Source organism: Dactylosporangium sp. CS-047395 (genome assembly GCF_050942185.1).
Lineage (GTDB): Bacteria > Actinomycetota > Actinomycetes > Mycobacteriales > Micromonosporaceae > Dactylosporangium.
Genome location: NZ_CP192015.1, coordinates 7,916,926 through 7,940,878, shown reverse-complemented (window position 1 = coordinate 7,940,878; position 23,953 = coordinate 7,916,926). Strand labels below are relative to the sequence as shown.

The window sequence follows — 23,953 nt, the reverse complement described above, 5'->3', positions numbered from 1 at the left end:
GAACGAACGCATGGCTCACTACGACCTGATCGTCAAGAACGTCCGGGTGGTCACCCACGACAGTCCCGACCCGGTCCCGGCCGACATCGGCATCGCCGGCGGCCGGATCGTCGCGGTCGCCGCCGGTCTCGACACCGCCGGCGCCGGCGAGGTGGTCGACGGCGGCGGCAAGCTCGCCTTCCCCGGCGTCGTCGACGCCCACCAGCACTGGGGCATCTACAACCCGCTCGACGTCGACACCGACGTGGAGAGCCGGGCGGCGGCCCAGGGCGGCGTCACCACCGGCCTGAACTACATGCGCACCGGCCAGTACTACATGAACAAGGGCGGCTCCTACGCCGAGCTCTTCCCCGAGGTGCTCGACAAGTCGGCGGGCAACGCGTTCATCGACTACGCGTTCCACCTCGCGCCGATCACCAAGGAGCACATCGACGAGATCCCGATGCTCGTCGAGCGGCACGGCGTCACCTCGTTCAAGATCTTCATGTTCTACGGCAGCCACGGCCTGCACGGCCGCTCGTCGGACCAGTCGAAGTTCCTGATGACCCCCGAGGGCGAGCGCTACGACATCGCGCACTTCGAGTTCGTGATGCGCGGCATCCAGCAGGCCCGCGAGCAGTTCCCGGACAAGGCCGAGGCGATCTCGCTCAGCCTGCACTGCGAGACCGCCGAGATCATGGCCGCCTACACCAAGCTGGTGGAGGAGGACGGCACGCTGACCGGCCTGGAGGCGTACTCCGCGTCGCGGCCCCCGCACTCCGAGGGCCTGGCCATCTCGATCGCCGCGTACCTCGCCCACGAGACCGGCCTGCCGAAGATCAACCTGCTGCACCTGAGCTCGGCCAAGGCCGTCGAGGCCGCGCTGCTCATGGCCAAGACGTTCCCGCACATCGACTTCCGCCGCGAGGTCACCATCGGGCACCTGGTCGCCGACATCCACACCGCGTCCGGCATCGGCGGCAAGGTCAACCCGCCGCTGCGCCCGCGCGAGGACGTCGAGGCGCTGTGGGAGCACCTCCTGGCCGGCGAGCTCGACTGGGTCGTCTCCGACCACGCCTGCTGCCGCGACGAGCAGAAGTTCGGCGCCGACCGCGACGACGTGTTCCTGGCCAAGTCCGGGTTCGGCGGGGCGGAGTACCTGCTGCCGGCGCTCGTCACCGAGGGCCGCAAGCGCGGCCTGGGCTGGGACCGGATCGCCGCCCTCACCGCGTGGACCCCGGCCCAGCGCTTCGGCCTGCCGACCAAGGGCGCCATCCGGGAGGGCTTCGACGCCGACCTGTGCCTGGTCGACGACGACCGCCCGTGGACCATCCGGGCCGCCGACTCGCTCTCCGCCCAGGAGTACACCCCGTTCGAGGGCTTCGAGCTCACCGCGGCCGTCACCGACACGTTCGTGCGCGGCATGCGGGTCCTCACCGACGGCGTCGTGACCGGCTCGCCGCGGGGTCAGTATCTCCACCGGCCCACCGGCTCATGACCGCTCCCGACCTGGTCGCCCTCTACGTCCCCGGCGATCGGCCGGCGCTGTTCGACAAGGCGCTGGCCAGCCCGGCCGACGTGGTGATCCTCGACCTGGAGGACGCGGTCCCGGCCTCCGGCAAGGACACCGCCCGCGCGGCGGTGGCGTCCTGGCTCGCGTCGCTTTCGGACCGGGCCCGGATCTCGGTGCGGGTCAACGGCGGCTCGTCGGCGGACCTCGCCGTGCTGGCCGGCCTTCCCGGCCTGCACTCGGTCCGCGTCCCCAAGACCGAGTCGGCCGCCGACGTCGAGCGGGTCGTCGCCGTGCTCGGCCCCGTCCCGGTGCACGCCCTGCTGGAGTCGGCCGCCGGGATCGAGGCCGCTGCTGCCATCGCCCGCGCCCCGCAGGTCGCCGCGCTCGCGCTGGGCGAGGCCGACCTGCGCAGCGACCTCGGCGTCACGTCCGACGACGGGCTCGTGTGGGCCCGCTCCCGGGTGGTCGTCGCGGCCCGGGCGGCCGGACTGCCCGCGCCGATGATGTCGGCCTGGACGGACCTCGCGGACGCCGAGGGGCTCGTCGCCTCCTGCCGGGCCGGGCGGGCGATGGGATTTCTCGGGCGCACGGCCGTACACCCGAAGCAAATCGCATCCATCCTCACCGGCTTCACGCCCGCACCCGAGGAGGTCGCGGCCGCCCAGGCGCTGCTGGACAGCCTCGCCGCCGCCGAGGCCGGCGGCCGCGCCGTCGCCGTCACCGCCTCCGGCCGCATGGTCGACCCCGCGATGATCCGGGGCGCCGAACGCGTCCTCGCCGTCCACGCCCACGTCCGTCGCAGCCCGGGAGCCGCCGCATGACCACCGTCCCGCACTGGATCGCCGGCGCCGAGGTGGCGCCGGCCGGGCCCACCGGCCCCGTCACCGACCCGGCCACCGGCGCCGAGACCGCCCGCGTGGGCCTCGCCGACGCCGCGCTGGTCGACACCGCCGTGAAGGCCGCGACCGCCGCCTACGCCGAGTGGAGCGAGACCTCCCTGGCCCGCCGCACCACGGTGCTGTTCCGCTTCCGCGAGCTGCTCAACGAGCGCGGCGACGACCTGGCCGCCATCATCACCGCCGAGCACGGCAAGGTCCTCGACGACGCCCGCGGCGAGGTCGCCCGCGGCCGCGAGGTCGTCGAGTTCGCCTGCGGCATGCCCCACCTGCTCAAGGGCGGCTTCACCGAGAACGCCTCGACCAACGTCGACGTGCACTCGCTGCGCCAGCCGCTCGGCCCGGTCGCCATCATCAGCCCGTTCAACTTCCCGGCGATGGTGCCCATGTGGTTCTTCCCGATCGCCATCGCGGCCGGCAACACCGTCGTGCTCAAGCCCAGCGAGAAGGTCCCGTCGGCCGCCCTGTGGCTGGCCCGCCTCTGGCGCGAGGCCGGCCTGCCCGACGGCGTCTTCAACGTCGTCAACGGGGCCAAGGAGGCCGTCGACGCCCTCCTCGAACACCCCGACATCGCCGCCGTCTCGTTCGTCGGATCGACTCCGATCGCCGCGTACGTCCACGAGACCGCAAGCCGCCACGGCAAGCGCGTCCAGGCCCTCGGCGGCGCCAAGAACCACATGCTGGTCCTGCCCGACGCCGACCTGGACCTCGCCGCGGACCAGGCCGTCAACGCCGGCTTCGGCTCGGCGGGCCAGCGCTGCATGGCCATCTCGGTGGTGGTCGCGGTCGGCGACGTCGCCGACCCCCTGGTCGAGCGCATCGCGTCCCGGGCCCTCACCCTGCGCACCGGCGACGGCCGCCGCGGCTGCGACATGGGCCCCCTGGTGTCGGCCGCCGCCCAGTCCCGCGTGACGGCGGCGATCGCGGCCGGCGCCTCGGCGGGGGCCCGCGTGGTCGTGGACGGCCGCGAGTCCGCGTACGACGCCGACGGCGCGGGCTTCTTCGTCGGCCCGACCCTGCTCGACGACGTCGAGCCCGGCATGGCCGTCTACACCGAGGAGATCTTCGGCCCGGTCCTCTCCGTCGTCCGCGTCGCCACCTACGAGGAGGGCGTCGCACTGATCAACGCCAACCCGTACGGCAACGGCACCGCCATCTTCACCGCCGACGGCGGCGCGGCGCGGCGCTTCTGCCGCGAGATCCAGGTCGGCATGATCGGCGTGAACGTCCCCGTCCCGGTCCCGATGGCCTACTACTCCTTCGGCGGCTGGAAGTCCTCCCTGTTCGGCGACGTCCACGCCCACGGCACCGAGGGCGTGCACTTCTTCACCCGCGCCAAGGTCGTCACGACGCGCTGGAGCGACCCCGAACACCGCGGCCTGGCCCTGGGCTTCCCCGTCAACACCTGAGGTCCGTCGAGGGGCCCGGTGGTGTCGACCCGCATCTCTGTATGGTTCGGCAGTACGAGGCTCACCCGGCCAACCGTTCGGCGATCTCGGCTCGCAGTGCCGCGGCTCGCGGATCGTCGAACTCGACCACCAGGTCGGCGGCGTCGCTCCACTGCTGCCTGGCTGCCACCCGATCGCCGAGCGCCGCCGTGGTGATCGCCATGTTGTTGACCGCCGCGGCCAGCCGCCACACGTCATCGAGCTCGCGATGCGCTGCGACGGCGAGACGATGGAAGTGCACAGCCTCCTCGAGCCGCCCGAGTTCCCGGTACACCCGACCGGTATCGTCCAGGGCACACGCCTCCACGCTGCCGTCACCGAGGCGCCGGCCGACCGCCGCGGCGTGCTGCAGCGACTCCAGGGAGTCCTCCAGCCGCCCGGAGTCGATCAGCAGTCGTCCCATCTCGAGCTCGCAGCGGCCCTGGTACATCGTGTTCTTGGTCTCGTAGGCGACGCTGAGCGCCTCCTGGATGTGCGTGCGGGCGTCGGCCAGTGCGCCGAGCTCCCGTTCCACCCCGGCCAGCACCCACAGTCCCTCGGTGCGTACACCCGGACTCTCCGGCGGAATGCGACCGAGCAGCCCCGTGATCTCCGCGTACGCCTCGTCGAGCCGGCCGGCGTCCAGCAGCGCCTCGGCAAGTCCGATGGCGGGCCACACGGTCCACAGCGGCAGGTCATTGGCGTTCGCCAGGGCGAGCGCCCGATGATAGGACTCGATCGCCTCGTCGAGACGCCGTCCCCGGCGCTGGGCGTGCCCCAGCATGGTCAGCGAGGCGGCCTCCTGGCGCGGGTCACCGACGTCCTCGGCGGCAACCAGTGCGGCTTGGCTGTACTCCACCGCCTCCGGCACGCGGTGAAGGTCGCGATATGCGATTGAGAAGCCCATGAGGGTGATCGACTCGCCGCGGCGATCTCCGGAACGCCGCGTGGCCCGAAGGGCGGACTCCGCCAGCGGTAGCCAGCCACGGATGGACTGACGATCCATGTACGGGGTGCGGATCAGGGCGGGAAGGACCCACGCCACGTCGTCGAGGCCCGCTTCTGCGGCCAGCGTGCTCACCGCCACCAAGTTGTCGGTTTCCGCGATGAACCAGATCATTGCCTGATCGAAGTTCGCGAAGGTCGGCAGGCCGGTCGTGTCCGTCGGCGGCGGGATGACCGCCCAGTCGTCGGCATAGAACGTGTCGTGCGGCAGCGCCGCGGCGGCCATGGCCTTGACGTACCAGCGGCACAGCCGAGCCGTCGCCGCGTGGAGCTCCTCCGGTGTCTCGGTCTGTCGGGCCTGTTCGCCGGCGTAGGCGCGCAGCAGATCATGGAACTGATAGCGGTCGTAGGACGTCTCGCTGAGCAAGTGTGCTCCGATCAGCGATTCGACGAGCTGCCGCGCCTTCTCGACCGGGACGTCCGCGAGGGCCGCAGCAGCCAGCAATGAGATCTCCTGCCCCGGATGAAGGCCCAGCAACCGGAAGAGGCGCGCGGTGTCCTCAGGCAGCGCACGGTACGACCAGGAAAAGACGGTGTGCACGGCGTCGACCCCATCCTCGTCGGCGGACAGAGCGCGCCAGACGCGCGATTCGTCCTTCAGATCCTGGATCAGCGCATCCAGGGGCATGCGCGGGCGCGCGGCCGCCCGCTCGGCGGCGATACGCAGGGCGAGCGGCAGATATGCACACAGGTGTGCCAGCTCCGCGAGCGCCTCGTCGGAGTCGGGCCCGCGATGCGGCACCATCGCCCTGCGCAGGAGGCCGACAGCGTCGTCCGTACTCAGAACATCGAGGTTGATACGGCGAGCGCCGTCGCGGACCACGAGCCCTGGCAGATCGATGCGACTCGTGACGACGACCATGCAGCTGGCCGTGCCCGGCAGGAGCGGCCGAACCTGTCCCACCTTGGAGGCGTTGTCGAGCAGGACGAGGACTCTTCGATTCGACAGGATCGAACGGTACAGCGCCGCCTTGTCCTCGGTGTCGTCCGGGATCGCCCCCGGATCCACGTCGAGAATGCGCAGGAACCGTTGCAGTGCCTGGTCGGCCGTGACGGGCGAACCGGCGTCGTACCCGCGAAGGTTGACGTACAGCTGGCCATCCGGGAACTGGTCTTTCACCCGATGGGCCCAGTGCACTGCCAGCGAGGTCTTCCCCACTCCGGCGGTGCCGACGATGCTCGCGATGAGCACCGTCTCCGTCGACTCGCCGCTGCGCTCGAGGACGGAATCCATGAGGTCGAGGTCAGCCGTGCGGCCGACGAATCCGCGCACATTTCCGGGCAACTCGCGCGGAACGATGGCAGGCGCCGCAGTGGCAGTGTGGAAATGGATGCCACCCATCACATCGCGCGCCTGCACGACATCACGGGCGTGTCCGGAGAGCTCCGACCAGGTGCCTCCGGTTCGATGCGGCTCGTGCGGCGAAGGGGATGCCACCGAGTTGCCCACGCCACCTCCAAGGCCGGTCGCCGTAGTGTATCGATACCGGTGCCGGGCGGCCACCACCCCCTCAATGGATGATCACAAGAATCTTCACGTCGGGACCGACGGCGTGTTACCACATAAGCGCACGCTGCTCGCCTCGCCAATTCGGACGATGCCGCCCAGGATTGGCCGACCTAGACTCGGCCCATGTCGATGCGCTCTGGGGTCGATCGCTGGAGCGCCCTGGGGACCACATGCGATTAACAATCGTCAATTGTCGATTTCCCGCCACATGGAACCGCCGATTGTGCGATGCGGTCGGCGGGTGGGTGCATCCCCGTCCTCTTGGATTGCGTCCGAGACCTGGTAAGGGGGCGCGGCAGGCATGGACTCACAGCGCCCGGCCGGTCCGGTCATCGATCTCGCCGACGGGCACGCTCGGCAGACGCCGCAACCACGAGCGCGGCGGCGCTGCAGCTCGCTCGGCACGCGTTCATTCGCGGGGTGCGAGTTGACCACGTTCTTCACCGAGTCGATGTCGCTGCACAGCGGGCAGTCGTATCCGCCGGATGCCGCCGAGGTGGTCTACTCGGCGTCGGCCGCGGTCAACTGCGCGGCGCTCGTCGCGTACCGCTTCGGTCGTCGGACGGTCGGGGTCATCACGCCAACTCTGCTCATCATCGACCTCTCGGTCCGCATGCTCGATCCCGACGGCCAGTGGGATGTAGCGCGGGTAGCGGCCGACTGCGGGGCGGACGTGATCGTTGTCGACGACCGGCAAAACGCTCTTGCTGGACGGTCTCAAATCGTCGGTCATCACGTCCGGCGGATCGGTCCGGGCGGCGCTCGCCCGCATCTGCCACGAGATCCGCGAATCCGTCCCCAAGCTCGACCTGCTGTTGCTCGGCACGCTGCTCGCGATGCGGTCGGAGGCCGGCGGTGACGCGGCGGTCGACCGCACCCTGGTCCGGATTTGTACTGGTCGCCGAGGCGGCCCAGCGAGCCCATGCTCAATTGGAGATGACAATGGATCAGGTGCTGACCGAACTGCTCGCCTCCCTCGCCGGCGGCGCCGGCGGAAAGCTCGGCGAGCTTGCCTGGAGCTCACTGTCCGAACTGGTACGCAGGTTCCGTCATGCGGACTCCGACAACCTGGATGCCAAGCGGCGCCAGGCAGTGGAGCGGGCTGAAGAGCAGATCACCGCGCTGGAGCGCGCACCGGGGGACGGCAGTGCGGCGGTGGATCTGGGCACCACGCTCGCGCAGTGGAGCACGGTCGACGACGACTTCCGTATCGAGTTCGAGGCCTGGGTGCGCCACGCGCAGACCGTGATCGTCAACGACGACTCGGTGCACAATGCCGTCAGCGGTGGGACGCAGCACAACGTGGTGCAGGCCCGCGACATCGGCAACATCTCGTTCGGCTCCTGACGGAGCTGTGGCGCCATGGCCGGGCCGAACCACCGGCCCGGCCATGCACCCGTGGCACGGGTCACGGGCGGTCGTCCGGGCGGCCTTTCGCGATGCGGCGCAGGTAGTGGTCGACCTCCTGCTGGTTGTAGCCGCGCAGCACCACGCGGAAGCTGACCGCCTGGGCGTCGGCCTTCGCGCGGGACACTCGGTCGGGGTCGGCGGAGGCGATGTCGTCATTGGCCCGCTGGACGAACTCGTCGACCGCCACCCGGTCGTAGCCGCGGAACCCGGTCGTGAACTGCGTCATACCTGGAAGTGTGCTCCTCCCCGGCGCCGGTGCACACTCATGCGCCTCGATCAGATTTGCACCTTTACCGGCTCGCGGCGCGGGTACTGGGGCGGCATGACGACGGACACGTACGCCGAGTTCAAGGACGCGGTGAACATGACGGCATCCGAGCTCGACAAGTGGCTGCGCACCGACGAGTCGAAGGCCGTGGGCCAGAAGGACGGCGGCGGCGAGTCGGTGGGGCACGACAGCGGCCGGAAGATCGTGCACATCCTGCACGCCAAGAAGGCCGACCTCACCGACGCGGACGAGGCGCACATGCGCAAGGTCGTCGGGTACGTGCACCGCCACCTCGCGCAGCGCCCGTCCGGCGACGTGCGCGAGACCAAGTGGCGGTACTCGTTGATGAACTGGGGCCACGATCCGCTGAAGGAATAGCCGGACGACGTTTGATCCGCCGGCGCTGCAGTATGGTGGCCGCCGATGACCGGACTCTTCGACGGCTTCGAGGGCTACCGCATCGTCGGCGACGACGACAAGAACGAGGCGCTCAAGTCCGCCCTTGTCGCGATCGACGCCAATGTGCTGCTGAGCCTGTACCGCTACAACCGGCGGACGACCGACGATCTGCTCGCGATCTTCGAGCGCCTCGGTGACCGCCTTGTCGTGCCCCACCAAGCCCTCCGCGAATTCCACCGCAACCGGATCACCGCCATCGGCAACCCGGGCGGCGCCGCGAAGGATGCCCGGGACGCGTTCGCGAAGAACCGGCGCTCGACCAACGAGGCGATGGAGTCGTGGGCGCGCAGCGTCGCGCTGGACGACGACGACCTGCAGCGGCACCAGAGGACGATCACGGAGCTGTTCGACCGGCTCGTCGCCGTGGTCGACGAGACGGAGACCGGCCGCGTGCACCCCGGCACCCCGGCCGAGCGGGATCCGGTGATGAGCCGCCTCGTCACACTCCTGGACGGCAAGGTCCTGCCACGGCCGGACGAGCCGCGCTGGGCCGAGCTCGTCGCCGAGGGCAAGCGCCGCGTCGTCGAGCAGCGGCCGCCGGGCTACCTGGACGCGGACAAGGACACCCACCCCGAGGGCGGTGCCGGGGACTTCCTCGTCTACTGGCAGGCCTGCGAGACGGCCAAGGAACGCGGCCTCGACCTCGTGATCGTCACCAACGACGAGAAGGAGGACTGGTGGTGGCGCCACCGGTCCGAGTTCATCGGCCCGCGGCACGAAATGACCGAGGAGTTCTTCGACCTGACCGGCCGCCGCCTGCACCTGCTGCGCGTGCGCGACCTGCTGGCGCGCTCCGCCGCCCTCGACGTCGAGGTCAGCCCCGCCTCGGTCGAGGACGCCGAACGGGACGGCCGTGGCTTCGACGCCGCGTCGTCGGCGGCGGAGATTGTGCGTGCCATGTCGCTGCGGGATCCGGAAGTCGTCGCGATCATCCGTGCGGCGATTGCCGCTGGCGGCGGTATCACAGCTGACGAGGCGGCGGCCATCCTTGACATCGACCCAGCGGACTTCGAACGGCACCTTGCCCGGGCCCAGTCAACGTATGGAGTGCGACCTCTCGAACCAGTCGAGTCCGCCGACGGGAGTGTGATGGGCTACCTCGTGCCAACGGAGTTCTTCGTCGCCCTGGGTGGCGTCGTCCAAGGCAAATACGCGCCGCTCACGACATGGCTCCTCGCGCAGACCGGCGATGCCCTGCCGATGACGTTCGCCGGCATCGAGCAGATCATCGGGTCGCCGCTGGCGCCGTCCGCTCGGAAGCACACGCCGTACTGGTATTCGAGCGTCAACTCGCTCGGGAAGGCGGTCGCCGATGCCGGGTTCAAGGCGTCGCTGGTGGACTTCGAGACCGAGACGGTGACGTTCGTGCGCAGGCCGGTGGACTAGCGGGTGGTGCGCTGGGCGTCGAGGTACGCCTCCAGGCGCTCCGGCACCGAGGTCGCGCAGAACAGCGATCCCTGCGCCAGCCGGCAGCCCGCGGCCGTGATGGTGGTCAGTTCCTGATCGTCGCGGACGTCGTTGACCGCGACCTCCACCCCCAGCTGCCGCGCCAAGTTCACCACCGCCGCCACGACCGGTGTTTCCGCTCCCGCGAAGGTGCGCCGGTCCACGCGTACGAGATCCAGGGGAAGCCGCCGCAGCAGGCTCAGCGACGTTGCCTGCACGCCGAAGCCGTCGAGGGAGACCCGGGCGCCTAGGGTGCGCACGGCGGTGAGGCGGTCCACGAGGTCGGGCAGTGCGGGCTCCGGGACGGTGAACTGCACGACCAGCCGCGACGGGGGGAAGCCTGTTGCGGCTAGGAGATCCACGAAGCCGTCCGCTGCCAGCAGGGCCGGGGACACAGTCAGGGCGAGCCACAGCGGCGGGCCCTGGACGGCGGCGAAGTTCGAGAGCTGGCGGCCGGCCGCGGCCAGGAGCCAGGTGCCCAGGTCGTGGTGCAGGCCCAGCTGGTCGGCGACCGGCAGGAACTCGGTGTCCGGGACGGGGCCCAGGCCGGCGCGGCGCCAGCGGGGGGTGGCCTCGAGGCCGACGACGCGGCCCGAGGGGAGTTCCACCACCGGCTGGAAGAGCAGGTCCAGTTCGCCGCGGGTCAGGGCGCCCGGGAGGTCCTGTTCGATGGTCAGGCGGCGGCGCAGCAGGGTGGCGGTGGCCTCGTCGTACCACTGCGGGGGTTGCGCCGGGCCCAGCTGGCGGGAGCGTTGCAGGGCCAGCTCCGCCCGGCTCAGGGCGTCGGTGTCGCCGGGGGCGTGCTCGGCCAGGCCCGCCGAGGCGGACAGGTGCGACGAGACGCCCAGCACCGGGTACGGGTCCGACAACAGCGTCAGCAAGCGGCTCGCGGTCATCTGGGCGTGCACGGCGCCGCCTGCCGTGAGGACCGCGAACTGGTCGCTGGTCAGTCGCGCGGCCTGCTCGCCGGGGGACAGGGCGGCGCGCAGGCGGCGGGCGGCCTCCACGAGGACCGCGTCGCCGACCTCGTGGCCGCGGAGCTGGTTGACGCTGGTGAGGCCGTCCAGGCCCAGGACGACCAGGACGCACGGGGCGGTGCGGTCGGCGAGCAGGCGGCGCAGTTCGGTGCGGTTCGCGAGGCCGGTGAGGTGGTCGCTGCGGGCGGCCTGGGCGAGGGCGTGTTCGAGCTGGCGGCGCTGGCTGATGTCGCGGACGTGCACGACGACGGCGCGTACGGACGGGTCGGCGCGCTGGTCGCTCACGCTCCACTCGGTTTCGCGCCACACGCCGAAGCCGTCGCCGAAGCGGGCCTCGATCAGGGTGTCGCCGGAGGTCAGGGCGGTCTCGACGGCGTCGGTCTCGTCGGGGTGGACGCGGTCGAGCAGGGGGTGGCCGAGCACGTCGGCGTCGGCCAGGCCGAGGCGGCGGGCGGCGGCCGGGGACTGCCAGCGGACCACCAGGGTGTCGTCGAGCATCATGGTCACGTCCGCCGATCCGGCGACCAGGGCGCGGAAGCGGGCCTCGCGCTCGGCCAGCCACCGCGCGTACTGGCGGACGTCGGCGACGGCCAGGGCCTCGCGCACGGCGATGATGACGACGCCGACGATCGCCAGGACGGCCGAGACGGGATCGAAGTGGCCGGCCACGACCAGGTGGTAGGCGGCCGCCACCAGGGCGCCGGCGAGGGGGAGGGCCAGCAGCGGGTACCGGGCGAAGCTGCCGTCGGTGGTCGTGGCGGCGGGCGGCTCCGGCTGGCCCGGCGGCAGTTCCCGGCCGGCCAGCAGCGGGCCGGCGACGAGGGGGACGCCGGCGACCAGCAGCCAGGCCTGGTCCAGGTGGTAGTCGAGGATCAGGACCAGCGCGGTCTGCGCGATGATCATGACGAGGATGCCGGCGCCGCGCAGGACGGCGCCGGGCTGGATCGGGGCGGCGCGCATGGTGCCGACCACGGCCGAGCCGACGGCGACGCTCGCGACGAGGACCGCCGTGAGGGCGGCGCCCTTGAGGCCGGCCGCCTCGAAGACCACCAGCCAGGCGATGAAGAACAGGATGACGCCGATGCCGGCGCCGTCGAGGAGGCGGCGGATCCGCCCGACGTACGTCGCGGCCTGGCCGGGCAGGTGGAACAGGCCGATGAGCAGGGTGCCGGCCACGAAGAACAGGCCGATCAGCGGCAGTTCGGCGGGCAGCGGCACGTCGGTGAGCATGGCGTGCGGGGCGAGCCAGGCGGCGAGGCCGGCGGCGGCGGTCGACACGCCGCAGAAGCCGAGGCCGGCGCTGACCGGGCGGTGCCAACAGGCGGCGCCGTCGCGGCGCAGCAGGAGGGTCGCGGCGCGGGCGGCGGCGACGAGCCCCGCGACGGCGAGCGCGAGCCCCGCGGGGATGATCCCGGCGAGGGCCGCGGCCAGCGCGGCAGCACTGAGCGTGACCGAGACCAGCAGCACGAGGCTGAGTCTGGCGCACCTTGCACAATGCAGCAAGCATCGACGACGTTACGTTGCGTCGAGCCGATCTGGAACGCCGAAGTTCAATATAGGGCTACGTGCTGAGCCCGGGAAGGGTCTCGTTGGTCACCCGGCGGCGGAGCATCACCTGGCGCGTGCCGTCGGCGTAGAGCCGGACCCGCGCGAGCTCCCAGCCGCCGTACTCGGCCTGGATCGTCAGCTGTGCGTTAGCGGTCATCCGGTCGACATTCGACGGTAACCGCAGCGGCACGTACTCGTAGTCCATGTCCCGATACTGCTACGCCGGGATGCGCTGCACCAGCCCTTCCGCCCCGGTGTGGTCCGTCCCGGCGACGGCCAGCGCTCCGGTCGCGGGATCAACCGCGAGGGCGAGCGGCAGCCGTACCGTCCCGTGCCGCCCCACCTCCCGCGGCGTCCCCCCGCCGAGGTGGTAGCCGGCCACCTCGTTGCGCTGGGTGAGGGTGACCCACAGCACGCCCCGGTTCGGGTCGTACGCGGCGGCCCACGCCCCGCCCGGCACCGGGTAGCGCTGGCGCAGGATCAGCGGGCCCGCGTCGAACACCAGCAGCTCCCCGTCGCGGGCGTCGATCACCGCGAACCGTCCGCCGCCGGCCGCGGCGACCGTGACCGCCCCGTCGCCGGCCCGCAGTGCCTCCTGGCGGGCGCCGGTGGCGGCGTCGAACGTGGTGATGGAGGACTGGCCGGCGTCGAGCACCGCGATCCGCTTCGCGTCGGCGGCGAGCGCGCTCGGGCGGCCGCCGGTGTGGATCGTGCGCAGCGGTTCACCGGTCGGGGAGAGGATGATCACATCGCCGCGGGCGGGCAGGGCCACGGCGGTCCAGTCGGCGTTCTCCGGTACCGCGATCGCCCCGCCCTCGGCCGGCAGGCTCCAGGTCGGGCCGCCCGGCAGGGTGTGCACGGACGACCCGGCGACCACGCGGAACGTGTCGCCCACCGCCACCACGCTGCTCGGCGTGCCGGCGACGGGGGATGGGGTGGCCTCAGGCAGTACAAACGCGGCGGTTTCGGAAATCGCCAGCAAGGAACGGCCGATGGCGACCCCGATGGGGCGCGACGGGACCGGGGTCGTGGTGCCGGCGGGTGCCGTGGACGGGGCCGGCGCCCAGGTCGGGGTGGGCACGGTGGCGTCTGGGTGGCTGACGGGCGGGCCGGCGTCACACGCGGTGAGCAGCAGCACGCCGGCCAGCGGAAGCAGTCGGCGCAGCATGGTGGCCCAAGATTACGTTTGCCGCTCCGGATAGCCCGAGGTGGGCGCCGACACGTCGTCCAGGGCCATGCGGATCTCCCGCGGCAGCACGATCTCCTCGGTCTGCAACGCTCCGAGCAGCTGCCCGACGGTGCGGGCGCCGAGCACCGGCGCGACCACGCCCGGCCGGTCGCGGACCCAGGCCAGGGCCACCTCGAGCGGCGACACGCCGAGCCCGCCGGCCGCGGTCGCGACCGCCTCCACGATCCCGGCGCAGCGGTCGTCGAGGTACGGCGCCACGAACCGCTCGAAATGCGGCGACGCGGCCCGGGAGTCGGCCGGCACGCCGGTGCGGTACTTGCCGGTCAGCACCCCGCGGCCCAGCGGCGACCAGGGCAGGATGCCGATCCCGAGCGCCTGGCAGGCCGGCACGACCTCGCGTTCGATGCCCCGTTCCAGCAGGGAGTACTCGACCTGGGTGGACACCAGCGGGGCCCGCCCGGGCCAGGCCGCCTGCCAGGTCGCGGCGCGGGCGCTCTGCCAGCCGGAGTAGTTCGACACCCCGGCGTAGCGGGCCCGGCCGGTGCTCACCGCGGTGTCGATCGCCGAGAGCGTCTCCTCCAAGGGCGTGTCCGGGTCGTACCCGTGCACCTGCCACAGGTCCACGTGGTCGGTCCCGAGCCGCTGCAGGGACGTGTCCAAGGCGGACAGGAGGTGCCCGCGGGAGCCGTCGCGGCGGCGGGTCATGCCCGGGCGCAGGCCCGCCTTGGTGGCGATGACCAGCTCCTCGCGCGGCACCAGGCGGCCGACCAGGGCCCCGATGACGGACTCGGCCTCGCCGTCGGCGTAGACGTCCGCGGTGTCCAGCAGCGTCCCGCCGGCGTCGCGGAACGTCTTGAGCTGGGCCGCGGCGTCGTCGGCGTCGGTGTCCCGGCCCCACGTCATGGTGCCGAGGGCCAGCCGGGATACCGCCAGCCCGCTACGGCCGAGCGGTCGCTGCTGCATGCATGGAACGATACGGCCGGATGGCGGCATCGTTGCGTAGGCGGGCCCGTCAGCGGCACAGGCTACCCTGGGTCCGCCCGTGCAGGGTCGCGCGGGAAACCCCTGGGAGGCAGTTGTGCGGCTTGCGTTGAACCTCGGCTACCTGTCGTCGTGGAATGATCCGGCCGGGCACCTGGCCGTCGCCCAGGAGGCGGACCGGCTGGGTTTCTCCTGCGTATGGGTGGCGGAGGCGTACGGCAGCGACGCGCCGAGCATGCTCGCCTGGATCGCCGGGCAGACCGAGCGGATCGAGCTGGGCTCCGCGGTCTTCCAGATCCCGGCCCGCACCCCGGCCATGACCGCCATGACCGCCGCCACGATCGACAAGCTGTCCGGCGGCCGGTTCCGCCTCGGCCTCGGCGTGTCGGGCCCGCAGGTCTCCGAGGGCTGGCACGGCGTGCGCTTCGCCAAGCCGCTCAAGCGCACCCGCGAGTACATCGACATCGTGAACCTGGCGCTGACCCGCAAGGTCGTGGAGTACGACGGCGAGTTCTACACCCTGCCCCTGCCCGACGGCCCCGGCAAGGCGCTCAAGCTCATCCTGCACCCCGTGCGCGACCACGTGCCGGTCTACCTCGCCGCGGTCGGCCCCAAGAACCTCGAGCTGGCCGGCGAGGTGGCCGACGGCTGGCTGGCCATCTTCTTCTCCCCGGAGTTCGCGAGCGAGTCGCTCGGGTCGATCGCCGCGGGCCGGGCCAAGGCCGGCAAGTCCCTCGACGGTTTCGAAGTGGCGGCATCGGTACCGGTGGTGTTCGGCGACGACGTCGCGATGTGCGCGGAACTGGTGCGGACCTACGCGGCGCTCTACGTCGGCGGCATGGGCTCACGGGAGCATAACTTCTACAACGCCCTCGCCACCCGGATGGGCTACGGGGACGCGGCCAAGGAAGTCCAGGACCTGTACCTCGCCAAGCGGCACCGGGACGCCGCGGCCGCCGTACCGTTGGAGTTCATCGACCGGACCTCGCTGCTCGGCCCGGTCGAGCGCGTGGCGGAGCGGCTGCAGGCATATAAGGAGGCCGGGGTGACGGAGATCTCCACGATCGTGTTCGGCGACGCCGACTACTCGATCGGCGTGATCCGCCAGCTCGCCACCGCGTGGGAGAAGGCCGGCCTCTCGTGACCACTGTCTTGTTGCTGCGGCACGGGCGCACCACCACCAACGCGACCGGGGTCCTCGCCGGCCACCAGCCGGTCGCCCTCGACGAGGTCGGCCGCGGGCAGGCGGTGGCGGTCGGCGAGCGGCTCGCCGCGGCCAAGCTGCCGCTGGCCGCCGTGGTCAGCAGCCCGCTGCCGCGCTGCCGGGAGACCCTGGCCCTGGCCCTGCCCGACGTGACCGACGTCGTCGAGGACGAGGGCATCGTCGAGTGCCGCTACGGCGACTGGACCGGGCGGCCGCTGAAGGAGCTGGCCAAGGAGCCGCTCTGGTCGACCGTCCAGGCCCACCCGTCGGCGGCGGTCTTCCCGGGCGAGGACGGCGAGTCGATGGCGGCCATGTCGGCCCGCTCGATCGCCGCGATCCGGTCCTGGGACGCCCGCATCGCCGCCGCCCACGGCCCGGAGGCGGTCTGGCTGGCGTGCAGCCACGGCGACATCATCAAGGCGATCGTGGCCGATGCGCTCGGCATGCACCTCGACCTGTTCCAGCGGATCGCGGTCGAGCCGGCTTCGGTGACCGTCATCCGGTACACGCCGCTGCGATCTTTCGTCCTTCGCCTCAACGACACCGGCGGCGATCTGTCCGGGTTCCAGCCGCCCGAGAAGACCGAGGGCGAACCGTCCTCCGATGCCGCCGTCGGGGGCGGTTCGGGCGGTTCGGTGTGATCTTGTGCCCGCCTGCGGCGTAGAGCGCCCTGACTGGATAGAGTTTGGAGCATGAGCCACCACGTGTATGCATTCGAGCCGCCGGAGCGGTTCGTTGCCGGCACCGTAGGTGCGCCGGGGGAGCGGACCTTCTTCTTGCAGGCGCGCGGCGGCGGCCGGCTGATCAGCGTCGCCCTGGAAAAGGTGCAGGTCACCCTGCTGGCCGAGAAGCTCGAGGAGCTGCTGCAGGAGGCGCACCGCCGCTTCGGCGTGGACCTCACCGCGGAGACCGTCGTCGAGACGGCCGACAACGAGCCCCTCGACACGCCGCTCGACGAGGAGTTCCGGGTCGGCACCCTGGGCCTGCAGTTCGACGTCGACACCGCCACGGTGATCATCGAGGCGATCGCGGTCGGCGACGAGGAGACCGAGGAACCCGACGACGACGAGGACGACGAGCTGGCCACCGCCGACCGGGACCGCCTGCGGGTCCGGCTCACCCCGGCGGCCACCAAGGCGTTCATCGAGCGGGCCAAGCGGGTCGTCGCCTCGGGCCGCCCGCCGTGCCCGCTGTGCGGCCAGCCCCTCGACGCGCGCGGGCACCTGTGCCCCCGCCACAACGGCTACCGACGGTAGACCGGTGCCGGCCCTGCCCGAGGACGAGGCGCTGGAACTGCTGCGCCACGGCGAGCTGGAGCTCGAGGGCCGGCTCATGGACGCCTCCAACGCCACCCTCCGCTGCGTCATCACCCTCGGCGACACGGTGGCCCGCTGCGTCTACAAGCCGGTCAGCGGTGAGCGCCCGCTCTGGGACTTCCCGGACGGCACCCTCGCCGGCCGCGAGTACGCGGCGTGGATCCTCTCCGAGGCCACCGGCTGGGGCATCGTCCCGCCGACCCTGCTGCGCGACGGCCCGCTCGGCCCCGGCATGTGCCAGCTCTGGATCGACGACGAGCTGCAGAGTGACGACCTGCTGCTCGGCTTCGTCCCGGCCAACAAGGTCCCCCGCGACTGGCGGCGCATCATGCAGGCCCGCGACGAGCGCGGCCGCCCCTACGTGCTGGCCCACGCCGACGACCCGCGGCTGGCCCGCATCGCCATCTTCGACGCCGTCGCGAACAACGCCGACCGCAAGGGCGGCCACGTGATCGACACCGTGGACGGCGCGGTCCACGGCGTCGACCACGGCATCTGCTTCCACACCGAGGACAAACTCCGCACCATCATCTGGGGCTGGGCCGGCGAACCCATCCCGGACGAGGGCATCGAGGTGCTGGAAAAACTGCGCGCGCAGTACTCCGCGGGCCTCGCCGAGGTCTTCTCCGAGCACCTGACCCCGGCCGAGGTCGCGATGATCTGGGTCCGCATCGACGCCCTGCTGCAGACCCGCAGGTTCCCCGCGCCCGACGAGGACCGCCACGCCATTCCGTGGCCCCCGATCTAGCGCTTCCCTCAGCTCTTCCCGATGTCGAACAGGTTCCCCTCGGGGTCCTGCATCGTCGTCCAGGTCGCCCCGTACTCGTCGAAATCCCCGACGTGCTTCGCACCCAGGCCGGTCGCCTTCTCCACGGCGGCCGGAAGGTCCTCGGTGTGCAGGTCGAGATGGACGCTGTTCTTCCCGGGCGTGCGGTCGGGCACCTGGATGAACATGAGCACCGGCCGCAGCCCGGCCGTGCGTCCCGCGGTGGCGAAGTAGGGCGACGCGCCGGGGTCCACCTCCCGGCCCAGCAGTTGCGCGTAGAACCCGGCGAGCTCGGCGGCATTCCCGCTGCAGTCGACGGTGACGTGGGCGAGCTTGATTTCCGACATTCGGTACATTCCTCTCGTTAGCTGACTGGCCAGCACACTTCGGTTCGGTAGCGTTCGGGGTCGTCGGTGTGTTGCGGGCCCACCAGGTACTGCTCGACGATCGGCTCCGGGAGGGCCTTGTCGTGCTCGGCGACGTGGGCACCCAGGGCGCCGTACGTCAGGTCGCAGTCGCTGAACGGGCCCGCGTGGACGGCGACGGCGTAGCGGCGGGCCGGGAGGGTCAGGGCCCGCGGGTCGCCGCCGAGCACACCCGGCAGGACCGGCACGAACGCCACCACGTCGCCCTCGTCCTGTTCGAAGAACTCCGTCGAGTACGTGCAGCCCGCCGGCCCCGCCGGATCGGCGCCCAGCGCGGCCAGAGTGCCGAACAGCGCGCCGAAGCTCGCGCCGCACCAGGCGGCCACGTCCGAGCGGGTCACCCGGGCGGCGATGTGCAGGACAGGGACCGGGGCGTGGCTGCGGTACAACACGGTGATCGGCGGGGACGCGTCCAGCAGGCGGCGCAGCGAGGCGACCACGTCCCGGGTCCGGGCCAGCTCCGCCTCCATCCGGTCCAGGTGCCTGGTCAGGGCCTCGGCGCGGGAGCCCGGTGTGGCCAGCACCGTGCGGATCTCGGCCAGAGGCATGTCGAGGCCCCGCAGCCGGCGGATCAGGTGGGCGTCGGCGACCTGGGCCGGCTCGTAGCGCCGGTGGCCGGTGTCCGGGTCCACGACGGCCGGCACGAGCAGGCCGATGTTGTGGTAGTACCGGAGGGTCTTGGCGGACAGGTGGCACAGCCGGGAGAACTCGCCGATCTGGACGGCCGTCGTCATGGGGTCAGTCAAACCCTTCCAGCTAGGGGAAGTGCAAGCGCACAAGGCAACGATCGTCACACCGCACGACCCGGCCGCGCGCGGATACCCTGTTGGTCATGGACTCCTGGACCGCTCCGGCGCTGCCGACGCTGCCCCGACCCGCCGCCGGCGTCGCGCCGCTCGCCCTGTTCGACTCGGCGCGCCGGGAGATCGCACCCGTGGAGGTCGAGGGGCGGCCGGCGACCATGTACGTCTGCGGGATCACGCCGTACGACGCCACGCACCTCGGGCACGCGGCCACGATGATCGCGTTCGACCTGGCCAACCGGGTGTGGCGGGACGGCGGGCACGACGTGGACTACGTCCAGAACGTGACCGACATCGACGATCCGCTGCTGGAGCGGGCGACCCGGGACGGCGAGGACTGGGTGGTGCTCGCGATGCGGGAGACGGCGCTGTTCCGCGAGGACATGGAGGCGCTGCGGATCATCCCGCCGAAGCGGTACGTCGGCGCGGTCGAGTCCATCCCGCAGATCGCCCGGAAGGTGGCCGCGCTCATCGCCTCGGGCCATGCGTACACGCTCGAGGACGGCACCGGCGACGTGTACTTCTCGGTGGCGACGGCGCCGGCGTTCGGTACCGAATCCAATCTTTCCAGGACCGAAATGCTCCGGCTCGCCGCCGAGCGCGGGGGCGACCCGCAGCGGCCCGGCAAGCGTGACCCGCTCGACCCGCTGCTCTGGCGCGGGGCCCGCGACGGCGAGCCGGCCTGGAACGGCGGCGAGCTCGGTCCCGGCCGGCCCGGGTGGCACATCGAGTGCACGGTGATCGCGCAGAGCCTGCTCGGCGACACCATCGACGTCCAGGGCGGCGGCAACGACCTGCTCTTCCCGCACCACGAGTGTTCCGCCGCGCACGCCGAGGCGCTGTCGGGCAAGGCGCCGTTCGCGACCCACTACGTGCACGCCGGCATGATCGGCCTCGACGGCGACAAGATGTCCAAGAGCAAGGGCAACCTGGTCTTCGTGTCGCGCCTGCGCGGCGACGGGATCGACCCGATGGCGGTACGCCTCGCCCTCCTCGCCGACCACTACCGCAACGACCGGATGTGGACCGACGACGTGCTCAAGGCGGGCCAGCAGCGCCTGTCGCGGTGGCGGGAGGCGGCCCGGGCGGGCATCGGCCCGTCGGGCGCGGAGCTCGTCGCGCAGCTGCGCGAACGGCTCGCCGACGACCTCGACGCGCCGGGCGCCCTGGCCGCCGTCGACGCCTGGGTGGACGCCTCCCTCGCCGACGCCGGCGACGACCGCGAGGCCCCGGCCATCATGGCCACCGCGGTCGACGCGCTGCTCGGCATCAAGCTCTAAACAGCGACGGGCTCTTCGAGTCCGGCCACCCGTCGGACGGTGGCCGGCCTCGAAGCGTTCCGCAGCAGCCGCTCGTGGGCGTACTCGCAGATGACCGCGTGCTCGTAGACGGCCCGCGGTACCTCCAGGCGGCTGTCGACCCGCAGCGCCACCCCGGCCGGTGCCCAGGTCCGGAACACCGGGTCGCCGGTCAGGTCGGCGATGACGGCCAGCAGGTGCGTGTCGAGGCGCAGCGACTGTACGGCCCGCCGGTACTCCGCCGCGTTCAGGCACAACGCGAACGGGATGTTCATCAGGCACAGCGCCGACTGGATGTCGAGCCTGGCGATGCGCCGGGTCCCCGGTTCGGCGTCGATGGGGCCGACGGTGAGCATCGAGGTGTCTCGCTCTTCCGCCGGAACGCCGGCGCGCCGCAGGATGTTGAAGACGTTCAGATCGTGTTCGATGACCGCGCGGTTGCCGAGCTCGCGAAGCGCGGCCGGCCGCAGGGTGGGTTCGGAAAGTCCCGTGTTGCGGGCGATGAACGCCAGCAGGTTGGTCTCGACGATGAAGTGCCGGATCAGCAGCTCACCCGCGGCCGGGCTGACGAACCGGCGCAGGAACCACACGCACAGCGCGTCCATCAGCCCGTGCGCGGTGAGCCGCATCGGCACGAACCGCCGGACGACCCGGATGATCGCGACGAGCAAGTTGCTGATCGGGCGCGCCACCGGGTACACCCACTGCCGCGACCACGACCGCTGGTCTTTGAGCACGAGCCGCAGCGTGGCCGGGTCGATCGGCTCGCGGGCGGCGAGCTCGTCCCAGATGCCGTCGTCGTCGCTCATCCGATCTCCTCGAGTTGCAGCGCGTACAGCCGGGCGGTGATCCGGGCCGTCCGCACGATCCCGTCGACGTCGCCGGGCCGGGTGACCGCGAGGAGTTTGTGCAGCTCGCCGACGTGTTCGGCGTCGTGCTCCCCGTGGTACCGCAGGAACGACACCTGCCCGTCGCCCAGCCCCAGCCGGTCCTGCAGCATGCGGGCCCAGCCGAGCGCCTTGGCGGTGCCGAGCCCCTCGATCACGAACATCGCCCCGAGCAGGTCGACCGGATCGGGCTGCGAGGCCTGCTGCAGGATGAACGCGGACAGCGCCTCCGAGCCGGCGTTCTTGCGGGCGTCGCGGATGCCGGTCCCGCCGGTCGCCGCGTGGTCGCGTTCGAGGAGCAGGAAGTCCCGGTGCTCCTCGGCGGCGTGCAGGATCGCGGCGCTGCGCAGCTCGAAGCGCTCGGCCGAGAAGTTGGAGGCGGCCCGGGAGATCCAGCGGCCGCCCTCGACGACCTGCTGGCGCAGGTGCAGCAGCAGCGCCCGGTAGTCCTGGACGGTGGCGGTGCCGTCCTCGATCCGCCGCACGATGGGCACCTGGGCCAGTCTGGCCTCGAACTCGCTCCAGACGGTGGCCAGCTCGCTGAGCAGCTGGTTCGGCGCGACGCAGGTGAGCAGCGCGAACGCCATGGTGAACCGCCCGGACTCGGGTACCGCGAGCAGGATCCGCTCGCCGGGCTGGAACCGCTGCGTGCGCCACGCCTCCTCGAGCATCACGAAGATGCTGGCGGCGCCGGTGTTGCCGCAGGTGGCGAGGTTGCTGAAGGAGATTTCCGACAAATCCGGAATTTCGGCAAATATCCGGTTTCGGAAGGTCTCCGCGGACCAGTGGATCAACGCGTGATCGATCGTGGCGAGGTCGACGAGCTCCCGCGCCTGCGCGACGCCGAGGCGCACGAGCGCGGGCAGCGCCGCGACGTCCTGGCGCAGCCGCAGCAGCCCCGCGGCCTCGGCGGCGGCCGCGGACGGCGCGTCGAGCCAGCCCTCGCCGGCCCGCATGCAGGCGGGTCGTTCGTGCGCGTACGACACGCTGCGCACCCACTCGACCCGCAGGCTGGGCCGGTCCGCCCGCGGCGCGGCGGACAGGACCACCGCGCCCGCGCCGTCCGAGAGCGTCCAGCGCAGGAACTCCGCGTCCGCGGTCGGGCGCCCGCCGGCGGCGAAGCGCGGCTCGGCCAGGACCCGGCTGACCAGCTCCGAGCCGACCACCGCGGCCCGCGCGTGCTCGCCGAGGGCGACGGCGGCCGCGGCGGACTTCAGCGCGGCCAGGCCGGACGCGCACACCCCGCCGGCGCTGAGCAGCTCCATCGGGCCGCCGCCGACGCGGCCGTGGACCATGGCGGCGAAGCCGGGCACGAGCTGGTCGCCCATCGTGGTGCCGGTGGCCAGCATGCCGATCTCGTCCATCGCGAGGCCGGCGTCCTTCACCGCCCGGCCGACCGCCTCGGCGGCCAGTTCCTCGTTGCTCGCGCCCGTCCCGGTCGCGTAGTGGCGCTGCCGGATGCCGTTCGCCGCGAGCACCCGCGCGCGGCGGCGGGTGGTGGCCGGGTCGGTCCCGCCCAGGTGCGCCGCGATCTCGTCGTTGCCGACCGGCGCGCCCGGCAGGTAGGCGCCGCACCCCGTGATGTACACCGCTGACGTCTGTCCCATGCCGACCATTCAGCCCGGCCGAGGGCCTCGGCGGATCCGCTGGGCGACTCAGGAGGGGTGAGTCGGGGTACCTACCTCGTGCGTGTGTGTTCCGGTTTTGACACTACACCTATGAGATAAATTCACGTTTTCTCGGCCACGCTGCGAATTTTCACGTCACGGTGCGTAGGAACTCCAGCAGGCGCGCGGTGGCCGGCGGGTCCGGGGGTGTACCGTACGCCGCCGCGCTCACCCGCCGCCCGCCACCCTCCAGCGGCACGGTCGCCACCGCCGGTGAGCGGTGCGCCCGCAGCGCCAGGTCCGGCAGGATCGTCACCCCCAGCCCGGCCGCGACCAGCGCCTGCACGGCCACGTAGTCGTCGGTGGTGAACGCGATGTCCGGCGTGAACCCGGCCGCCGCGCACCGCCGGACCAGGCTCTCCCGGCACCGCTCGCACCCGGCGATCCAGCGCGCCTTCGCGAAGTCGGCCAGCTGCCCCTCCCGGCCCGGCTGGGTGACCAGGTGCAGGCCCTCGGTGAACAGGGGTGTCAGCCGTACCGCATCCGGCTCCGCAACCGTCCCGTAGTCGAACACCACGGCCAGGTCCGCGTCGCCGGAGCGCAGCAGCTGCAGCGCCGAAGGCGGCTCGGCCTCCACGAACTGCAGCTCCACGTCCGGATGGTCCTGCGTGAACCGGGCGGCGGCGAGCGGCACGAACGAGCCCAGCGCCGACGGGAAGGCGGCCAGCCGCACCCGCCCGGCCCGCAGCCCGCTGTGCTCGGCCAGCTCCTCCTCGGCGGCGGCGAGCCGGCCCAGGATCTCCTCGCCCCGCTCGGCCAGCAGCATCCCGGCCGGCGTGAGCCGCACCCCGCGGCCGACCCGCTGCGTGAGCTGCGCGCCGGTCTCCACCTCCAGCCGCGCCAGGTGGTGGCTGACCGACGGCTGCGCATAGTGCAGCGCCTCGGCCGCCGCCGTCACCGTTCCGTGCCGCGCCACCGCCACGAGCACCCGCAACCGCGTCACATCCAGCATGCATCAATGGTGTCTATAGGTTTCATG

General features: G+C 72.0%; 23 protein-coding genes. 12 read left to right on the top strand and 11 right to left on the bottom strand.

Translation table 11 applies throughout. From position 1 onward, the window contains the following. Positions 1-10 precede the first annotated feature (10 nt). From ACQP00_RS37460 to ACQP00_RS37450, 3 genes are read left to right on the top strand one after another with little or no spacing between them, the layout of a single operon-like run. Positions 11-1,477 carry a dihydroorotase gene (locus ACQP00_RS37460; RefSeq protein ID WP_433205245.1) on the top strand — a complete coding sequence of 489 codons (1,467 nt, stop codon included), beginning with the start codon at positions 11-13 and terminating at the stop codon, positions 1,475-1,477. Continuing rightward, positions 1,474-2,313, top strand: a complete 840-nt coding sequence (locus ACQP00_RS37455; RefSeq protein WP_433205242.1) for an HpcH/HpaI aldolase/citrate lyase family protein — start codon at positions 1,474-1,476, stop codon at positions 2,311-2,313. The genes ACQP00_RS37460 and ACQP00_RS37455 overlap by 4 nt, the downstream gene beginning before the upstream one ends. After that, positions 2,310-3,797: a CoA-acylating methylmalonate-semialdehyde dehydrogenase gene (locus tag ACQP00_RS37450; protein WP_433205239.1), complete on the top strand. Its 1,488-nt coding sequence runs from the start codon at positions 2,310-2,312 to the stop codon at positions 3,795-3,797. Before ACQP00_RS37455 ends, ACQP00_RS37450 begins: the two co-directional genes overlap by 4 nt. A gap of 61 nt (positions 3,798-3,858) precedes the next feature. Here the strand turns inward: ACQP00_RS37450 and ACQP00_RS37445 are convergent, their stop codons facing one another. Then, positions 3,859-6,270, bottom strand: a complete 2,412-nt coding sequence (locus tag ACQP00_RS37445) for an ATP-binding protein (protein ID WP_433205236.1) — start codon at positions 6,268-6,270, stop codon at positions 3,859-3,861. Positions 6,271-6,757: 487 nt separating this feature from the next. Between ACQP00_RS37445 and ACQP00_RS37440 the strand changes: the two genes are divergently transcribed. Next, entirely contained in the window at positions 6,758-7,189 is a 432-nt protein-coding gene (locus ACQP00_RS37440; protein ID WP_433205233.1) for a hypothetical protein, read from the top strand. 83 nt (positions 7,190-7,272) lie between these two features. Next, a complete protein-coding gene (locus ACQP00_RS37435; protein WP_433205230.1) occupies positions 7,273-7,677 on the top strand; it encodes a hypothetical protein in 405 nt (134 codons plus the stop codon). A 61-nt stretch (positions 7,678-7,738) separates the two neighbouring features. Here the strand turns inward: ACQP00_RS37435 and ACQP00_RS37430 are convergent, their stop codons facing one another. Next, the gene (locus ACQP00_RS37430; RefSeq protein WP_433205227.1) at positions 7,739-7,966 is read right to left on the bottom strand and encodes a DivIVA domain-containing protein; all 228 of its coding nucleotides are present in this window, start codon (positions 7,964-7,966) and stop codon (positions 7,739-7,741) included. Between the two features lie 96 nt (positions 7,967-8,062). Between ACQP00_RS37430 and ACQP00_RS37425 the strand changes: the two genes are divergently transcribed. Both ACQP00_RS37425 and ACQP00_RS37420 read left to right on the top strand, forming a co-directional pair. After that, positions 8,063-8,386, top strand: coding sequence for a DUF3140 domain-containing protein (locus ACQP00_RS37425; RefSeq protein ID WP_433205224.1), 324 nt, complete (start codon positions 8,063-8,065; stop codon positions 8,384-8,386). A 45-nt stretch (positions 8,387-8,431) separates the two neighbouring features. Next, positions 8,432-9,853 (top strand): PIN-like domain-containing protein, encoded by a 1,422-nt coding sequence (locus ACQP00_RS37420; RefSeq protein WP_433205221.1) that lies wholly within the window; start codon positions 8,432-8,434, stop codon positions 9,851-9,853. Here ACQP00_RS37420 and ACQP00_RS37415 read toward each other — a convergent pair. From ACQP00_RS37415 to ACQP00_RS37400, 4 genes are all read right to left on the bottom strand, one after another. Further along, positions 9,850-12,357, bottom strand: a complete 2,508-nt coding sequence (locus tag ACQP00_RS37415) for an EAL domain-containing protein (RefSeq protein ID WP_433205218.1) — start codon at positions 12,355-12,357, stop codon at positions 9,850-9,852. The genes ACQP00_RS37420 and ACQP00_RS37415 overlap by 4 nt on opposite strands. Before the next feature lie 94 nt (positions 12,358-12,451). Next, positions 12,452-12,643, bottom strand: coding sequence for a DUF5703 family protein (locus ACQP00_RS37410; RefSeq protein ID WP_433045732.1), 192 nt, complete (start codon positions 12,641-12,643; stop codon positions 12,452-12,454). A gap of 12 nt (positions 12,644-12,655) precedes the next feature. Next, a complete protein-coding gene (locus ACQP00_RS37405) occupies positions 12,656-13,606 on the bottom strand; it encodes a hypothetical protein (RefSeq protein ID WP_433205215.1) in 951 nt (316 codons plus the stop codon). Positions 13,607-13,618: 12 nt separating this feature from the next. Continuing rightward, positions 13,619-14,590 (bottom strand): aldo/keto reductase, encoded by a 972-nt coding sequence (locus ACQP00_RS37400; RefSeq protein WP_433205212.1) that lies wholly within the window; start codon positions 14,588-14,590, stop codon positions 13,619-13,621. 115 nt (positions 14,591-14,705) lie between these two features. Here ACQP00_RS37400 and ACQP00_RS37395 point away from each other — a divergent pair, with 115 nt between their 5' ends. The 4 genes from ACQP00_RS37395 (at position 14,706) to ACQP00_RS37380 (ending at position 17,876) form a co-directional block, all read left to right on the top strand. Then, positions 14,706-15,752 (top strand): LLM class F420-dependent oxidoreductase, encoded by a 1,047-nt coding sequence (locus tag ACQP00_RS37395; protein ID WP_433205209.1) that lies wholly within the window; start codon positions 14,706-14,708, stop codon positions 15,750-15,752. Next, positions 15,749-16,453, top strand: coding sequence for an MSMEG_4193 family putative phosphomutase (locus ACQP00_RS37390; RefSeq protein ID WP_433205206.1), 705 nt, complete (start codon positions 15,749-15,751; stop codon positions 16,451-16,453). The genes ACQP00_RS37395 and ACQP00_RS37390 overlap by 4 nt, the downstream gene beginning before the upstream one ends. A gap of 51 nt (positions 16,454-16,504) precedes the next feature. Further along, a complete protein-coding gene (locus tag ACQP00_RS37385) occupies positions 16,505-17,068 on the top strand; it encodes a DUF3090 domain-containing protein (RefSeq protein WP_433205203.1) in 564 nt (187 codons plus the stop codon). A gap of 76 nt (positions 17,069-17,144) precedes the next feature. Then, positions 17,145-17,876: an SCO1664 family protein gene (locus tag ACQP00_RS37380; RefSeq protein WP_433224130.1), complete on the top strand. Its 732-nt coding sequence runs from the start codon at positions 17,145-17,147 to the stop codon at positions 17,874-17,876. Between the two features lie 8 nt (positions 17,877-17,884). Here the strand turns inward: ACQP00_RS37380 and ACQP00_RS37375 are convergent, their stop codons facing one another. Together ACQP00_RS37375 and ACQP00_RS37370 are read right to left on the bottom strand one after the other, a co-directional pair. Further along, positions 17,885-18,241: a VOC family protein gene (locus tag ACQP00_RS37375; RefSeq protein WP_433205200.1), complete on the bottom strand. Its 357-nt coding sequence runs from the start codon at positions 18,239-18,241 to the stop codon at positions 17,885-17,887. A gap of 17 nt (positions 18,242-18,258) precedes the next feature. Further along, complete coding sequence (locus ACQP00_RS37370; RefSeq protein ID WP_433205197.1) at positions 18,259-19,053, bottom strand: MerR family transcriptional regulator; 795 nt, start codon at positions 19,051-19,053, stop codon at positions 18,259-18,261. Between the two features lie 98 nt (positions 19,054-19,151). Between ACQP00_RS37370 and mshC the strand changes: the two genes are divergently transcribed. Continuing rightward, on the top strand, positions 19,152-20,402 hold the full coding sequence (gene mshC, locus ACQP00_RS37365) for a cysteine--1-D-myo-inosityl 2-amino-2-deoxy-alpha-D-glucopyranoside ligase (RefSeq protein WP_433205194.1): 1,251 nt from the start codon (positions 19,152-19,154) through the stop codon (positions 20,400-20,402). On the opposite strand, the gene ACQP00_RS37360 is transcribed toward mshC, so the two are convergent. The 3 genes from ACQP00_RS37360 to ACQP00_RS37350 form a co-directional block, all read right to left on the bottom strand. Then, positions 20,399-21,229: a DUF6999 family protein gene (locus ACQP00_RS37360; RefSeq protein WP_433205191.1), complete on the bottom strand. Its 831-nt coding sequence runs from the start codon at positions 21,227-21,229 to the stop codon at positions 20,399-20,401. The two genes, mshC and ACQP00_RS37360, sit on opposite strands and share 4 nt — an antisense overlap. Next, positions 21,226-22,914, bottom strand: coding sequence for a 3-oxoacyl-[acyl-carrier-protein] synthase III C-terminal domain-containing protein (locus ACQP00_RS37355; RefSeq protein WP_433205188.1), 1,689 nt, complete (start codon positions 22,912-22,914; stop codon positions 21,226-21,228). The genes ACQP00_RS37360 and ACQP00_RS37355 overlap by 4 nt, the downstream gene beginning before the upstream one ends. A gap of 151 nt (positions 22,915-23,065) precedes the next feature. Next, positions 23,066-23,926: a LysR family transcriptional regulator gene (locus ACQP00_RS37350; protein WP_433205185.1), complete on the bottom strand. Its 861-nt coding sequence runs from the start codon at positions 23,924-23,926 to the stop codon at positions 23,066-23,068. Positions 23,927-23,953 lie beyond the last annotated feature (27 nt).